This window comes from Burkholderia sp. SIMBA_062 (assembly GCF_046534765.1).
In the GTDB taxonomy this organism is placed as follows: Bacteria; Pseudomonadota; Gammaproteobacteria; order Burkholderiales; family Burkholderiaceae; genus Burkholderia; species Burkholderia ambifaria.
This window is the reverse complement of sequence record NZ_JAWRYD010000012.1, coordinates 137,164-151,747: the sequence shown is the minus strand read 5'-3', so window position 1 is coordinate 151,747 and position 14,584 is coordinate 137,164. Positions and strand designations below refer to the sequence as shown.

The window sequence follows — 14,584 nt, the reverse complement described above, 5'->3', positions numbered from 1 at the left end:
ACTCAATGGGATTTCCGGAGGAATACAGATGGCACTGGTTCGGATGCTGGACGAAGTCAGCGCGTTTCTCGCGCGCGAACACGGTCATTACATCGACGGCCGCGCGGTGGCGGGCCACGGCGAACGGATCGACGTGCGCGATCCGGCGACGCGCGCGGTGATCGGCTCGGTCGCGCAGGCGACCGACGACGACGTCGAAGCCGCGATCGCGTCGTCGCATCGCGCGTTCCGCGGCGAGTGGGCAAGCCTGACGCCGGCCGATCGCGAGCGCATCCTGCTGCGCTTCGCGGACCTGATCGAAGCACATGGCGAAGAGATCGCGCAGATCGAAACCGCGCAGTCGGGCAAGCTGATCGGGCTATCACGCGTGATCGAGGTCGGCTGGTCTGCCCGCTGGCTGCGCTATTACGCGGGCTGGGCGACGAAGATCGCGGGCGAAACGCTCGCCCCGTCGTTTCCCAGCATAAACGGCGAGCGCTACACGTCGTTTACGCTGCGCGAACCGCTGGGCGTCGTGTTCGGGATCATTCCGTGGAATTTCCCGGTGATGATCCCGGTGTGGAAATTCGGTGCGGCGCTCGCGACGGGCAACACGGTGCTCATCAAGTCGTCGGAGTTCACGCCGCTCACGATGCTGCGCATCGCCGAGCTGGCGACCGAAGCCGGCTTGCCCCCGGGCACGCTCAACGTGATCAACGGCACCGGTCAGGTCGGCGCGAAGGTGATCCGCGATCCGCGCGTGGCGAAGGTGTCGTTCACGGGTTCGGTGCCGACCGGCCGCCTCATCGGCGAGCAAGCCGTCAACGCGAACTTCACGCGCTTCACGCTCGAGCTGGGCGGCAAGAACGCGGCGGCGTTCCTGGCCGATACGCCGGTCGACAGGATTCTCGACGGCATCGTCGAGGCCGGGTTCCTGCATAGCGGGCAAGTGTGCGCGTCGGCCGAACGCTTCTTCGTGCATCGTTCGAAGTTCGACGAAGTGGTCGAGAAGATGATGGCGCGCCTGGACGGCTTCCAGCCGGCCGATCCGATGGACGACGCCGGAATGATCGGCCCCGTCTGCAACGAACCGCAGTTCCGCAAGTGCGTCGATGCGTTCGAGCTTGCGCGCGCGGAAGGCGACACGATCGTCACCGGCGGCGGCGCATACGCGCGCGACGGCTTCTACGTGAAGCCGACGATCGTGCTGCCGCGTTCGCTGGAATCGGCTTCGTACCGCAAGGAGATCTTCGGGCCGGTCGGCGCGTTCGTGCCGTTCGACGACGAGGAAGAGCTGATCGCGATGATGAACGACACGCCGTTCGGGCTGACCGCGAGCCTGTGGACGAACGATCTGTCGAAGGCGCTGCGCTACGTGCCGCGCATCGAAGCCGGCACCGTGTGGGTGAACATGCATACGCTGGTCGACCCGGCCGTTCCGTTCGGCGGCGCGAAGGGGTCCGGCATCGGCCGCGAGTATGGTTCGTCGTTCATCGACGCCTACACCGAGCCGAAGGCGGTGACCATTCGCTTCTGACGAAGCCGCATTTCGCGCAACCCGCCCGGCTGGAACCGGGCGCGCGTTTCAGGCACAAGCGAGCTGCCTCTCGGAACCGCGTACTGAGTCCGATCCGCGACGATCGACGCGCCAGCTTCCGCGAAACGCCACGCGGTGCGCGCGCCAATGCCCGACGTGCCGTCCGTCACGATGACGGTCTCGCCGTCAAGCGACCAGGGGCCGCTCATGCTCGATGTTCCTGACGGTGTGAAGGCGGCGCGCATGCCGGCGCGGCAGCGATGGCATCGTCGAGCGCGACAGTGCGCGTGACGATCGGCGTGAGATCGAGCGCGCCCGATCCGATCAACCGCAGCAGGTCTGCGTACACGTCCGAGCGGCTGTCGCACGCGCATCACGAATGGGTCGATGCGCGCCTGCGCAAGACGAGCGTCGGCGAGATCGCGTTTCGCTGGGGGTTCCCGAGCCGTGCGCACTTCGGCCGCGCGGTTCGCGAACGCTGCGGTGCATCGCCGATGGCGCTGCGCAGCGCCGGTTGAAACGGCGGAACCGGTGTTGAAGCGGCGCATGGCTCACGCGCCGTTTTCGTTTTCACTGCGCTTTCGTCGCGGCGGGGGCTCGCCGCGTCAACCCGCGGTCCAAGCCGCCACCCCGCCGCAAGCGCCCTCACACCGCGCTGGCCTCGTCGATCTTGCGGATATCTTCGTCATCGAGCTTCACGCGGATCGCTTCGCCGAGCAGCGCGAACTGCGACAGCGACGTCGCGCTCGCAATCGGCGCGGTGATCGTCGGCCGCGCGATCTGCCACGCGAGCGCGATCGCGGCCGGTTGCGTGCCGTGCTTCGCCGACACGTCGTCGAGCGCCGCGAGAATGCGCAGGCCGCGCGCATCGAGATAGCCGGCGACGCGATCGCCGCGCACGCTCTTCTTCAGGTCGGCCTCGCTGCGGTACTTGCCCGACAGGAAGCCGCTCGCGAGTGCGTAGTAGTTGACGACGCCGAGCTTCAGGTCGCGCACGACCGGTTCGAGATCGCGCTCGTATTCGGCGCGGTCGATCAGGTTGTATTCCGGCTGGATCACCTGGTAAGCCGGCAGGCCGTCGCGCTTGCTGATGTCGGCGGCTTCGCGCAGGCGCGCGCCGCTGTAGTTCGACGCGCCGATGATGCGCACCTTGCCCGCGTCGATCAGCGTCTGGTAGGCGGCGAGGGTTTCCTCGAGCGGGGCCGTGTCGGCGAGATCGCGGTGCGAGAAATACAGGTCGATGTAGTCGGTCTGCAGGCGGCGCAGCGAATCGTCGGCGGCCTTCAGGATGTTGTCCTTCTTCAGGCCCGCGCGCGCCTCGAGCAGGCCGACCTTGGTCGCGATCACGAGCTGGTCGCGCTTGCCGGAACGCTTGAGCCACTTGCCGATGATCGTTTCCGATTCGCCGCCGCTGTTGCCGGGCACCCAGGCCGAATAGACGTCGGCCGTGTCGATGAAGTTGATGCCGGTATCGGCGAGGGCGTCGAGCAGCGCAAACGATGCGTTCTCGTCGACGGTCCAGCCGAAGACGTTGCCGCCGAACGCGAGCGGGGAAACCTGGATGTCCGACGTGCCGAGGGTGCGTAGTGCCATGTTGCTCTCCTGATCGTGCGGGTGAACGGGATTGAACGGCGGGACCGGCCGAGTTGAATGCGACGGGATGGCGGAGGAGCGACGCGCTTTCGCCGTTGTCGCGGGATGCTCGAACATTCTCGCCCATCGACCGGAATCGTGCAGCGATCACATGGCCGCGGTGACGGCGGACTTGCGGCGGATGAGGGACGAATCGTCCGCTATGTCGACGATCTGTCGGCTGCGTTCGATCGGGAACCGAATTTTGCCGTGGCGGGGCGCGGCAGGGACGGTCGAGAGGCGGGTGGAAACCGGCGTAACGTGATGCAGCATCGGAGCGGAACGAAACACGGGCGGCTAGTGGCCGCCCGCGATCGGTCGATCATCAAGCGTTACCGCAACTGCACGGCCGCGAGAAACAGCACCATGCTGCCGATCGCGCCATCCAGCACGCGCCACGCAACGGCCTTGCGGAACCACGGCGCGAGCAATCGCGCACCGTATCCGAGCCCGAGGAACCACACGACGCTGACCGCCATCGCGCCGATCGCGAACGCGAGGCGCGCACTTTCCGGCTCGCGCGCACCGGCCGTGCCGATCAGCAGGAACGTATCGAGATACACGTGCGGGTTGAGCCACGTGAAGGCGAGCGTCATCAGCACGATCGCGACCGTGCTCTGCGGCGGCGGCGCGACGGCGTCGCCGCGGACGTCGAGCGTTTCGTGTCCCGGCTTGAACGCCCGGCGCAGCGCGTTGAAGCCGAACCATGCGAGATATGCGAGGCCGACGTACAGCACCACGTGGACGAAGGTCGGATAGCGTTTGACGAGCACCGACGCGCCGCCGACGCCCGCGCCGATCAGGATCATGTCGGACAGCGCGCACAGCAGCACGATCTTGCCGACATGCGAGCGCATGATGCCTTGCCGGAGCACGAATGCGTTCTGCGCGCCGATGGTGACGATGAGCGACCCGCACAGGGCGGCGCCGTGGGAAAAAGCGATCCAGTTCATGATGGGGAAAGGTGAAGCGGTGGACGGGGGCATCAGTTGGCGCTAGTCTGCGGTTGGCAGGAACATAAGAGAAGCTAATTCACCTAATGCCGATTAAGGAAATTTAATGCTCGACTATGCGTTGCTCGACGCCCTTGCGGCGGTGATCCGGCACGGTTCGTTCGAACGGGCGGCCAAGGAGCTGAACGTCACGCCGTCGGCGGTATCGCAGCGCGTGAAGCTGCTGGAGGAGCGCGTCGGCAGCGTGCTGGTCAAGCGCGGGCAGCCGTGTGTCGCGACGACGTCGGGCGCGCTGCTGTGCCGGCATACGGAGCGTGTGCAGTTGCTCGAGGCCGAACTGGGCGGCCGGATGCCCGCATTGCCGGGCCAGATCGCGAGCGCGTGGCCGACGTTGCGTGTGGCCGTCAACGACGACAGCGTCGCGACCTGGTTCATCGACGCGGTCGGGCCGTTCTGTACCGAGCGCGAGACCTTGCTCGACCTCGTGATCGACGACCAGGACTACACGGCCGCGCGCATTCGCGACGGCAGCGTGCAGGGCGCGGTGACCGCGCAGGCCGAGCCGATCCAGGGATGCCGGTCGACGCGGCTCGGGCGCATCCGCTATCGCGCGGTGTGTTCGCCGGCGTTTTACGACCGCTATTTCGGCGCGGGCATCACGCGCGATGCGCTGCGTCGCGCGCCGTGCGTGATGTTCAATCCGAAGGATGGCCTGCAGGCACGCTTCATCCGGCGCGTGACGCGTGCGGATCTCGATCCGCCGCAACACTGGATCCCGCACGTCGCGGGCTACCTGCGCGCATGCGAAACGGGGCTGGGATGGGGAATGTGCCCGGACCGAATGGTCGATCGCCAACTGGCGGCGGGCGAACTGGTCGACATGTCGCGCGGGCGGACCGTCGATATCGAGCTGTACTGGCAGAGCTGGCGCCTGTCGATCGGCTGGCTCGACGACTTCAGCGCGGCGCTCAAGGCACGTGCCGCGCTGTTTCTCGACTGATCGAAGCGGGAGAGGTGGGAAAGGCGGGAAAGGCCGGAAAAGCGGGCGGCGGCGCGCAGGTTGCGCGCCGCGCCGGGTCAGACGTGATGGAGGCCGTCGAAATCGACGATCTGCACGAGGCGGCCCTGCATTTCGATCAGGCCGCGCTTCTGGAACTTCGACAGCGTGCGGCTGACCGTTTCGAGGGTCATGCCGAGATAGCTGCCGATGTCTTCGCGCGTCATCCGCAGGTTGAATTCCGACGGCGAATAGCCGCGCTTCAGGTAGCGTGACGACACGTCGAGCAGGAACGCGGCGACGCGCTCTTCCGCGTTCAGCGAACCGAGCAGCATGGTTTGCGACGTTTCGCGCACGATCTGCTCGCTCATCAGCTTGTGCATGCGCAGCTGCATCGTGCCGGCCTCCGAGCAGAGCGCCTTGAGCGCGCTGTACGGAATTACACAGACGGAGCTGTCTTCCAGCGCGACCGCGGTGCGCGGGTGGGTATCGTCGCAGATGCCGTCGAGGCCGAGCGCTTCGCCCGCGAGGTGCAGGCCGGTGACCTGTTCGCGGCCGTCGTGGCGCGTGGCGACGGTTTTCAGCGAACCCGAGCGCACGGCGTACAGGTTGTCGAACGTGTCGCCTTCGCGGAACAGCGCTTCGCCGCGCTTGACCGGGCGCGACGCGCAGATGACCGACTCGAGGCGGCTGAGCGCTTCGGGTGCGAGGCCTTGCGGCATGCACAGGTGCCGCATGGCGCACGACGAGCAGTGCGGGGCTGGGCGGGGAGCCGCCCGGCTGCCTGCATGGAACGGGGCCGCGGGGCGTGTGGCGACGGGCGTCAGCATGATCGTTTACTCCGGCGTTGAATCGACGAAATCATTGTCCCACCGCAACTTGCCGCTGGCGGGTGACAAAACGTCGCGACCGCGCGCGCATGCCGCAGGCATCGCAGCGGCATGCAGGCACGCACACCGTTGCACGTGCGCGCTGTGCCGCGCACGCCGCCGACGCTCAGCGTTGCTGATCGTCGGTACGCGCGGCGGCCGGGATCAGCAGCACGGGCAGCGTCGCATGCCGCACGCACTGTTCGGCGATGCTGCCGAGCACGAGGCGACGGAACCCGCGGCGGCCGTGCGTGCCGAGCACCAGGAGATCGGCGCCGAACGCTTTCGCCCCATCGAGGATCAGCGTGGACACGTCGTTGATCGACGACGCTTCGCTCATCACCGTCGCGCCCTTCACGCCTGCCGCCTGCATCAGCTTCGTGAAATCCGCCGCGAGCGCATTGCCTTGCGCGACGAGCTGGTCGCGCAGCACGGACGGGTCGTAGCCCGGCACGTTGTAGTAGATCGCGGCGTTCTCGACGACGTAGAACGGTTGCAGTTCGGCGCCGTGCTCCTTCGCGAGCGCGAGCGCGGCATCGAACGCGTGGCGGGACGTGTCGCTGCCGTCGATGGCAACCAGAATGCGCTTGTACATAGTGTCTCCGAGTGGCGGGTTGGACGAAAGTCGGCCGAACGGCCGAGCGGGTCGCGCGTTGCTGCGAGGCAGAGTAAACCAACGGCAGGGACTCTGCAGCGACGTGCCGGCCGTCGCGATCGCGGCGCTTCGGCCGTCGCGGCGGCACGCATCGCGGGCCATGCGCGCGCCGCATGCTGCATTGCGCGATGCGTGATGGGCGCGACGGATCGCGACGGTTGGTCGCCCGCAATGACAGCCGCGCGCGCGAGTGGTGCGAATACCGGCTCGCCGTACCGGTCGCGCCAGCACGACATCGTGCGGCGGCGCGGCGCGGCGTGCGAGCGCCTTCGGCCCGCACCGGCTTCGTCGACGCATGCCGATAACCACCCCGACAAACCGCTAACCGCGCCCTCCATTGGACCGCATCCGCGTCGCGACGGCGTGACTTCGATCAACGCCCGTGCATCGGCGTCGCTCGCGATTCGACGCCCGACATGCGACACCGGGAGTGCCGAATCCGGCGTCGATATCGATACTCGCGCCGATTCGAAAGATCGCGTGCTCGCCACATCGACCAGACAACCGGCACGCATCGACCGCCTGCCCCGCTTCGACCGCGCACTCGAACGACCGATTCAAACGCCGCGCGCGTTACTCCGGCACCGTCGTGATTTCGATCACCCGTTCCGGCCGGCGTCCGTGGCCGGGCCGGTACGCGCCGCCGTACATCCGATGAATCGGGCCGAACGGCTCGTCGGCTGTGTGCGACGGCGCGTCGAACCCCTTCTCGATCACCATGTAGCCGGCACGCAGCGCGAACGCCGGATGATTGCCGCCGGGCCGGCTGTCGAAGCCGGCGAACCCGTCGGCGCCCTCGGGCACCGCGTTGACGAGCGATGCGTTGCTGCCCGCGATCTGGTCGGGCGAGAACGCGCCGCCGCTCGCGAGACGGGCGGCCTCGCGATTCTTGCCGTCGGTGTCGACGGTGCTGTCGTGCGCGTCGTCGTTATCGAGTTCGATGCTGCGCGGGTGGACGGCGTGCCCTTGAGCTGACGTTTCCATCGCGGCTCTCCTGGCGGCGAAGCGCTCCGGATCGAAGCAAGTCCCGTTCCGGGCGAGACGGGAAAACGGCGCGCGGACGATCGCCGCGATCGCGCGGCGCGCGCTGATTTGTCATGATTTATTTCAGCTAGAACAGCCGTTTTCTACAGAGTATGATTCTTTTCCTGCGAAGCGGCGACAGGGGATGCGGTCTCGCCGCCTCTGCCCGCACGGGGACGTCGCAGCACCCTTAAAGACGGGTAGTGAACAACAAACAAGGGACTAGAGGTGGCGGATTCATGCAAGCGACTACTGCTTTTACGCACCGCGGTTATCTGTTGAATTGCGCGCCCGCGCGCGCCAGTGACGGGTCGTTCAAGCCCTACGTCGTGATCTCCCGATCGAGCGACGGGGAACTCGTCGCGAACCGTTTTTTCCCGACCGAGCTCCAGTTCAACGACGAAGGCGCCGCGATCGCGCACGCGCGCGACTGGGCCGTGCGCTGGATCGACGCGAGCAGCATCACGATCTGACGCCGTCGCGCGGCATCGACGTTGGCCGTCCGGCCGATCCCCCGGCGTGTCGCCGCCGGACGAAAACGCGGTAATCTTGCGGAACCCGTCACTTTATTAGCGGCCGTGCGATCGAGCGCGGCTGCCTGCATTGGCATATGTCGACATCACCCGTCCGTCAGTGGGGCCTCGAGGAAATCGTCGCCGGTTTGCGCGAGTCGCGCGAGGAACTCCATCGCACACGTCATCCGCGCGGCATCCGTGAGCTGCCGTCGCGCGACGCGATCTGCAAGATTGTCGCCGGCCTGCGCGCGTCGATGTTTCCGACGCACTACGGCGCGCCGGATCTGACCGACGAAAGCGTCGACTACTACGTCGGCCACACGCTCGAAAGCACGCTGCGGATCCTGTCCGAGCAGGTTCGCCGCGCGCTGCCGTTCCTGCCCGAGCATGCGGACACGCCGTTCGCCGAACTCGACGAATGCGCGTTCGAGATCGCGCGCGAGTTCGGCCGGCAGTTGCCGTCGATTCGTGCGCTGCTGGTCAGCGACATCCAGGCCGCGTATGCGGGCGATCCGGCCGCGCAGCACATCACCGAGATCCTGCTGTGCTATCCCGGCGTGCTCGCGATGATGCACCATCGGCTCGCGCATGCCTTGCACCAGCTCGGCGTGCCGCTGCTCGCGCGATTCATCAATGAAATCGCGCACTCGGCCACCGGCATCGACATTCACCCGGGCGCGCAGATCGGCCCGAGCTTCTTCATCGACCACGGTACCGGTGTCGTGATCGGCGAAACCGCGATCATCGGCGAGCGCGTGCGCGTGTATCAGGCCGTCACGCTCGGCGCGAAGAGCTTCCCGGCCGATGGCGAAGGCGCGCTGGTCAAGGGTAATGCGCGGCATCCGATCGTCGAGGACGACGTGGTGATCTACGCGGGCGCGACGATTCTCGGCCGCGTGACGATCGGGCGCGGCTCGGTGATCGGCGGAAATGTGTGGCTCACGCACAGCGTGCCGCCCGGCACGAGCGTCGCACAGGGCAAGGTTCGCGAAGGCGGCAGCGCCGAGAAGCCGTAACGCGGCGCGCGAACGGCGCCGCTCATCGGAGGTCAGTGCTTGCCGGCCGGAGAGCGATGCTTGTACAGCACGTCCTGGTCGACGCGAATCAGGTTCTGCCCCGCGTCGACGACGAAATCCACGCCGTTGTATGCGCTGCCCGTCAGCAGCAGGATCGCGCTCGCGACATCGTCGGGGCCGGCGATGCGCGCGAGCGGCGTCGACGCGCGGCTCGCGTGTTCGAAGTCGGCTTGCGTCTGGTCGTCGCTCGGCAGCATCAGCCCGGGGAACACCGCATTCACGCGCAGCACCGGCGACGACGACAGCGCCAGCATCTGCGTGAGGTTGCCGAGCGCGGCCTTCGCGACCGTGTAGCTGAAATGGTCGCGGTGGAAGTTTTCCTTGATCTTCTGATCGACCACGTTCACGACGACGCCCTGCGTGCCGGCCGCGCGGGCCCGCTCGTAGAACGCGCGCGTCAGCAGGATCGGCGCGCGACAGTTGACGGCCCACGCCTGGTCGAACGCCGCGAGATCGAAGCTCGGGAAATGATCCTGCCAGAACACCGACGCGTTGTTGACCAGCACGTCGAGGCGGCCGAAGCGCGCATACACCTGGTCGATCAGCGCGGTGATCTGCGCGGCATCCGACAGATCGGCCTGCAGCGCGACGGAGTCGTGCCCGCGTTCGGCGATCGTGCGCGCCGCCGCATGCGCGGCATCGGCTGAGCGGTCGTAGTGAACCGCGGTGCGATAGCCGTGTGCGGCGAAATACTCGGCGAACGCGCGCCCGGCCCGGCGCGCGGCGCCGGTCACGAGTACGACCGGCGCGTTCGCCGCTTGCTTCGTGCGCTGCATTACGTATTCGTCAGGTTGACTGAAGAAGGATTCGCGACGATCGACAGGAATTCGCGCCGCGTCGACGGGTCGGTGCGGAACGTGCCGAGCATGCGCGACGTGACCATCTCGACACCCGGCTTGTGTATGCCGCGCGTCGAGATGCACTGGTGCGCGGCTTCGAGGATCACGCCGACACCTTTCGGCTGCAGCACGTCGAACAGCGTGTCGGCGATCTGCACCGTCATTTTTTCCTGGATCTGCAGGCGCTTCGCGAATGCATCGACCAGACGCGCGAGCTTCGAGATGCCGACGACGCGATGGTTCGGCAGATACGCGACGTGCGCGCGGCCGATGATCGGCACCATGTGGTGTTCGCAGTAGCTCTCGAAGCGGATGTCCTTCAGCACGATCATCTCGTCGTAGCCGTCGACTTCGCTGAACGTGCGCGCGAGGATCTCGCGGGGCTCCAGCGCATAGCCGGCGAAGAACTCCTCGTACGCGCGCACGACGCGTGCGGGCGTGTCGAGCAGTCCTTCGCGGGCGGGATCGTCGCCGGCCCAGCGCAGCAGCACGCGAACGGCTTCCTCGGCTTCTTTCCGGCTCGGGCGGGATGTGGTCGGCTCGGGCCGCGCGGTTTTTTTACCCATCTGGTCGCTCCATCGAATGCGGCCGCCTGCGGCGGCGCGAATATCCGGCCATTGTTTCATGCTTTCGCGGCTCGTGTGTGCGGGCCGCTGCTCACCCGGCTTCACTTCGGCCACTCGTCCTGCTCGTCGTTGAAGAGCGACGCGACCACGCCGCGCAGCCACGCGGTACGCGGATCGTTGTGGAACTTGCGATGCCAGTGCTGCTTCAGGTCGAAGCGCGGCAGCGGCAGCGGCGGCTCGACCGGCACGATGAACGCGTGCTCGGCCGCGTACGCATAGCCGATCGCGTGCGGCACCGTCGCGATCAGGTCGGTGCGGCTCAGGATGAACGGCAGGCTCATGAAGTGCGGCGTCTCGAGCACCGCGCGCCGGTGCATGCGCTGCTTCGCGAGGTATTTCTCGAGCACCTCCTGGCTGCGTCCTTCGGCGCGCACGACCGCGTGCCCGCAACCGAGAAACTGCTCGACCGTGAACGGCGGCGCCTGTTCGAACGGATGGCCGCGTCGCATCAGGCAGACGAACCGGTGCGTGAACAGCCGCTGCTGGAAGAAGTTGTTGCCGTCGAGATCGGGGAAGTAGCCGACTGCCAGATCGATCGAGCCGGCTTCGAGGCCGCGGCCCACTTCGTCGTGCGCGGGCGAGACCGAGCGCAGGTTCGCATGCGGCGCGCGCGTCGCGAACGCCTGCAGCAGCTTCGGCAGGAACACGATCTCGCCGACGTCCGACAGCGCGATCGAGAACGTATGCGTGCTCGCTGCCGGATCGAAGTCGTGCGGCGCGACGAGGCCGCGCTCGATCTGCGCGAGCGCATCGCGTGCGGCCGGCAGCAGCGCGAGTGCGCGCGGCGTCGGCTCCATCCCGCGCGACGTGCGCACGAACAGCGGATCGCCGAAATACTCGCGCAGGCGGCCGAGCGCCGTGCTCACGCGCGGCTGGCTCACGCCGAGCAGGTCGCCGGCGCGGCTCACGTTGCGCGTGTCGTCGAGCGCGACGAGGTAGGGAATGAGGTTCAGATCGAGCGTGTCCATCGCCGGGCCAGTATCTTCAAAACGTATACAACATATCTCCTGAATCGCGTTGCTGCATAGTCGGGAAAGCGCTCAAATGTGTTCCATTACTCGAACCAAAGTTCTGGAGACGAACAATGCGCACCCAGGTCGCCATCATCGGCGCCGGTCCGTCCGGCCTTTTGCTTTCCCATCTGCTGCGCCTGCAAGGCGTGGATTCCATTCTCGTCGAAGCGCGTTCGCGCGAATACTGCGAGAACCGCATTCGTGCGGGCGTGCTGGAACAGGGCACCGTCGACACGCTGAACGAAGCCGGCCTCGGGGAGCGGATGCGCCGCGAAGGGCTCGAACATCACGGCATCGAGCTGCTGTTCTCCGGCCAGCGCCATCGCATCGACCTGAGCGCGCTCACCGGCGGGCGCGCGATCACCGTCTACAGCCAGCATGAAGTTGTGCGCGACCTGATCGCGGCCGGCGATGCGCATGGCCACGCGATGCACTTCGAAGTCACCGACGTCGCGCTGCACGATGTCGACAGCGAGCACCCGTTCGTCACGTTCAAGCACGCGGACGGCCGCGCGGACCGCATCGACTGCGACTACATCGCCGGCTGCGACGGCTTCCACGGCATCGCGCGCCAGACGATTCCCGCCGAGCGGCTGAACACGTTCGAGCGCGTGTATCCGTTCGCATGGCTCGGCATCCTCGCCGACGCGGCGCCGTCGCTCGACGAACTCGTCTACGCGCATCACGAGAACGGCTTCGCGCTGTTCTCGATGCGCTCGCCGACGGTCACGCGCCTCTACCTGCAGTGCAAGCCCGACGAAAACCTCGCCGAATGGTCCGATGCGCGGATCTGGGACGAACTGCACACGCGCTTCTCGAACGATACCGGCTGGACGCCCACCGAGGGCCCGATCACGCAGAAGAGCGTGACGCCGATGCGCAGCTTCGTCTCCGAGACGATGCAGCACGGCCGCCTGTTCCTCGCCGGCGACGCCGCGCACATCGTGCCGCCGACCGGCGCGAAGGGGATGAACCTCGCGGTGGCCGACGTCCGCGCGTTGTCCCGTGCGCTCGGCGCCCGCTACCGCGACGGCGACGCGACGCCGCTCGAGCGCTATTCGGCGACCTGTCTCGAACGCGTATGGCGCGCCGAGCACTTCTCGTACTTCATGACGAACATGCTGCATGCGTCGCCGGACGACTCGCCGTTCGTCAATCGCCTGAAGTTTGCCGAACTGAAATACGTGACGCGCTCGCGGGCCGCCGCGCAGTCGCTGGCCGAAAACTACGTCGGCCTGCCGTTCGACGACCAGCCGACCCCCGAGGGATCCCGCCTTGACAACGCGCTGTGCGCGACTCTATGATCGGCCATCGTTCGCTAATCGAATCTAGGTTCGAATAGCGAACAATACCGAAGGTCGACAACGGCCTCCGGCGCGGCACGCGACACGCGCGTGTCCCCTCGACAGGCCGCGCATCGTGCCGCGGGTTCGTATCAGGAAGAGACATGGTCAACAAGATTTTCGAATCGCTTCAGTCGGCGGTCGCGGACGTCCACGACGGCGCGACCATCATGATCGGCGGCTTCGGCACGGCAGGCATGCCGTCCGAGCTGATCGACGCGCTGATCGAGCAGGGCGCGCGCGGCCTGACGATCGTCAACAACAACGCGGGCAACGGCGAGACGGGCCTCGCGGCGCTGCTCAAGGCGAAGCGGGTGCGCAAGATCATCTGCTCGTTCCCGCGCCAGAGCGACTCGCAGGTGTTCGACGCGCTGTACCGCGCGGGCGAGATCGAACTCGAGCTCGTGCCGCAGGGCAACCTCGCTGAGCGGATCCGCGCGGCGGGTGCCGGCATCGGCGGCTTCTTCACGCCGACGGGCTTCGGCACGAAGCTCGCGGAAGGCAAGGAAACACGCGTGATCGACGGCAAGTCGTATGTGTTCGAGACGCCGATCCACGCCGATTTCGCGCTGGTGAAGGCGTACAAGGGCGACCGCTGGGGCAACCTCGTGTATCGCAAGACCGCGCGCAACTTCGGGCCGATCATGGCGAGCGCCGCGAAGGTCGCGATCGTGCAGGTATCGGAAGTCGTGCCGCTCGGCGGGCTGAACCCGGAACACATCGTGACGCCGGGCATTTTCGTGCAGCGTGTCGTCGAAGTGCCGCAGGCCGCGCATGCGGCCGAGCTGGCCGCCGAACGTGCCGCATCCCAAGCCGCCTGACCGCCCCGAGGAACTCGAAATGAAACGACTGACCCGCGATGAAATGGCCAAGCGCGTCGCCCAGGACATCCCCGAAGGCGCTTACGTGAACCTCGGCATCGGCGTGCCGACGCTGGTGGCGAACCACCTCGATCCGAGCAAGGAGATCTTCCTGCACAGCGAGAACGGCCTGCTCGGCATGGGCCCGGCGCCCGCGCCCGGCGAGGAAGACGACGAGCTGATCAACGCCGGCAAGCAGCACGTGACGCTGCTCACCGGCGGCGCCTATTTCCACCACTCGGATTCGTTCGCGATGATGCGCGGCGGTCATCTCGACTACTGCGTGCTCGGCGCGTTCCAGGTATCGGCGAACGGCGATCTCGCGAACTGGCATACCGGCGCGCCCGATGCGATTCCGGCCGTCGGCGGCGCGATGGACCTCGCGATCGGCGCGAAGCAGGTGTTCGTGATGATGGAACACCTGACGAAGCAGGGCGAGAGCAAGATCGTCGCGCAATGCTCGTATCCGGTCACCGGCGTGCAGTGCGTGAGCCGCATCTATACCGATCTCGCCGTGCTCGACGTGACGGCCGACGGCCTCGCGGTGAGCGAGATCTTCACCGACCTGTCGTTCGACGAACTGCAGAAGCTGACCGGCGTGCCGCTGATCGACGCGACGCGCAAGGCCGCGGCCTGAACGGCAAGCGTGCCGGCCCGCGCGATCCCG

At 66.9% G+C, this 14,584-nt stretch carries 17 protein-coding genes and 2 pseudogenes; 8 read left to right on the top strand and 11 right to left on the bottom strand.

Features of this window, described 5'->3' with window-relative positions:
• Positions 1-28 precede the first annotated feature (28 nt).
• Positions 29-1,516, top strand: coding sequence for an NAD-dependent phenylacetaldehyde dehydrogenase (locus SB786_RS15725; protein WP_410728231.1), 1,488 nt, complete (start codon positions 29-31; stop codon positions 1,514-1,516).
• Here SB786_RS15725 and SB786_RS15720 read toward each other — a convergent pair.
• Together SB786_RS15720 and SB786_RS15715 are read right to left on the bottom strand one after the other, a co-directional pair.
• Complete coding sequence (locus SB786_RS15720) at positions 1,480-1,725, bottom strand: hypothetical protein (RefSeq protein WP_410728230.1); 246 nt, start codon at positions 1,723-1,725, stop codon at positions 1,480-1,482. The genes SB786_RS15725 and SB786_RS15720 overlap by 37 nt on opposite strands.
• Positions 1,703-1,862, bottom strand: a pseudogene (locus tag SB786_RS15715) (butanediol dehydrogenase); the annotation flags it as partial. The pseudogene SB786_RS15715 and the gene SB786_RS15720, both read right to left, overlap by 23 nt.
• 4 nt (positions 1,863-1,866) lie before the next feature.
• On the opposite strand from SB786_RS15715, the pseudogene SB786_RS15710 reads away from it, so the two are divergent.
• Positions 1,867-2,034 (top strand): annotated as a pseudogene (locus tag SB786_RS15710) (helix-turn-helix domain-containing protein); the annotation flags it as partial.
• A 127-nt stretch (positions 2,035-2,161) separates the two neighbouring features.
• Here the strand turns inward: SB786_RS15710 and SB786_RS15705 are convergent.
• From SB786_RS15705 to SB786_RS15695, 3 genes are all read right to left on the bottom strand, one after another.
• The gene (locus SB786_RS15705) at positions 2,162-3,109 is read right to left on the bottom strand and encodes an aldo/keto reductase (RefSeq protein WP_410728229.1); all 948 of its coding nucleotides are present in this window, start codon (positions 3,107-3,109) and stop codon (positions 2,162-2,164) included.
• 147 nt (positions 3,110-3,256) lie between these two features.
• Positions 3,257-3,421, bottom strand: coding sequence for a hypothetical protein (locus SB786_RS15700; RefSeq protein ID WP_410728227.1), 165 nt, complete (start codon positions 3,419-3,421; stop codon positions 3,257-3,259).
• A gap of 59 nt (positions 3,422-3,480) precedes the next feature.
• A complete protein-coding gene (locus SB786_RS15695; protein WP_410728226.1) occupies positions 3,481-4,101 on the bottom strand; it encodes a LysE/ArgO family amino acid transporter in 621 nt (206 codons plus the stop codon).
• Between the two features lie 106 nt (positions 4,102-4,207).
• Between SB786_RS15695 and SB786_RS15690 the strand changes: the two genes are divergently transcribed.
• Positions 4,208-5,101 (top strand): LysR family transcriptional regulator ArgP, encoded by an 894-nt coding sequence (locus tag SB786_RS15690; RefSeq protein ID WP_006756656.1) that lies wholly within the window; start codon positions 4,208-4,210, stop codon positions 5,099-5,101.
• A gap of 77 nt (positions 5,102-5,178) precedes the next feature.
• On the opposite strand, the gene fnr is transcribed toward SB786_RS15690, so the two are convergent.
• The 3 genes from fnr to SB786_RS15675 all read right to left on the bottom strand — a co-directional run bounded on the left by fnr (position 5,179) and on the right by SB786_RS15675 (position 7,606).
• Positions 5,179-5,928 (bottom strand): fumarate/nitrate reduction transcriptional regulator Fnr, encoded by a 750-nt coding sequence (gene fnr / locus SB786_RS15685; RefSeq protein ID WP_410728224.1) that lies wholly within the window; start codon positions 5,926-5,928, stop codon positions 5,179-5,181.
• Positions 5,929-6,094: 166 nt separating this feature from the next.
• Positions 6,095-6,562 (bottom strand): universal stress protein, encoded by a 468-nt coding sequence (locus tag SB786_RS15680; protein WP_410728223.1) that lies wholly within the window; start codon positions 6,560-6,562, stop codon positions 6,095-6,097.
• A 633-nt stretch (positions 6,563-7,195) separates the two neighbouring features.
• Complete coding sequence (locus tag SB786_RS15675) at positions 7,196-7,606, bottom strand: DUF3005 domain-containing protein (RefSeq protein ID WP_410728222.1); 411 nt, start codon at positions 7,604-7,606, stop codon at positions 7,196-7,198.
• A gap of 278 nt (positions 7,607-7,884) precedes the next feature.
• Here SB786_RS15675 and SB786_RS15670 point away from each other — a divergent pair, with 278 nt between their 5' ends.
• Together SB786_RS15670 and epsC are read left to right on the top strand one after the other, a co-directional pair.
• Entirely contained in the window at positions 7,885-8,118 is a 234-nt protein-coding gene (locus tag SB786_RS15670) for a hypothetical protein (RefSeq protein ID WP_006756652.1), read from the top strand.
• A 137-nt stretch (positions 8,119-8,255) separates the two neighbouring features.
• Entirely contained in the window at positions 8,256-9,176 is a 921-nt protein-coding gene (gene epsC / locus SB786_RS15665) for a serine O-acetyltransferase EpsC (RefSeq protein WP_410728221.1), read from the top strand.
• 32 nt (positions 9,177-9,208) lie between these two features.
• Here epsC and SB786_RS15660 read toward each other — a convergent pair whose 3' ends face one another.
• The 3 genes from SB786_RS15660 to SB786_RS15650 all read right to left on the bottom strand — a co-directional run bounded on the left by SB786_RS15660 (position 9,209) and on the right by SB786_RS15650 (position 11,669).
• Positions 9,209-10,012, bottom strand: a complete 804-nt coding sequence (locus SB786_RS15660) for an SDR family oxidoreductase (protein ID WP_006756650.1) — start codon at positions 10,010-10,012, stop codon at positions 9,209-9,211.
• The gene (gene folE / locus SB786_RS15655) at positions 10,012-10,641 is read right to left on the bottom strand and encodes a GTP cyclohydrolase I FolE (RefSeq protein ID WP_410728220.1); all 630 of its coding nucleotides are present in this window, start codon (positions 10,639-10,641) and stop codon (positions 10,012-10,014) included. Before folE ends, SB786_RS15660 begins: the two co-directional genes overlap by 1 nt.
• Positions 10,642-10,742: 101 nt before the next feature.
• On the bottom strand, positions 10,743-11,669 hold the full coding sequence (locus tag SB786_RS15650; RefSeq protein ID WP_126226838.1) for a LysR family transcriptional regulator: 927 nt from the start codon (positions 11,667-11,669) through the stop codon (positions 10,743-10,745).
• Positions 11,670-11,785: 116 nt separating this feature from the next.
• On the opposite strand from SB786_RS15650, the gene pobA reads away from it, so the two are divergent.
• The 3 genes from pobA (at position 11,786) to SB786_RS15635 (ending at position 14,554) form a co-directional block, all read left to right on the top strand.
• Entirely contained in the window at positions 11,786-13,018 is a 1,233-nt protein-coding gene (gene pobA / locus SB786_RS15645; RefSeq protein WP_410728219.1) for a 4-hydroxybenzoate 3-monooxygenase, read from the top strand.
• 143 nt (positions 13,019-13,161) lie between these two features.
• Positions 13,162-13,878 carry a 3-oxoacid CoA-transferase subunit A gene (locus tag SB786_RS15640; RefSeq protein WP_006756646.1) on the top strand — a complete coding sequence of 239 codons (717 nt, stop codon included), beginning with the start codon at positions 13,162-13,164 and terminating at the stop codon, positions 13,876-13,878.
• A gap of 19 nt (positions 13,879-13,897) precedes the next feature.
• Complete coding sequence (locus tag SB786_RS15635; RefSeq protein WP_012365076.1) at positions 13,898-14,554, top strand: CoA transferase subunit B; 657 nt, start codon at positions 13,898-13,900, stop codon at positions 14,552-14,554.
• Positions 14,555-14,584 lie beyond the last annotated feature (30 nt).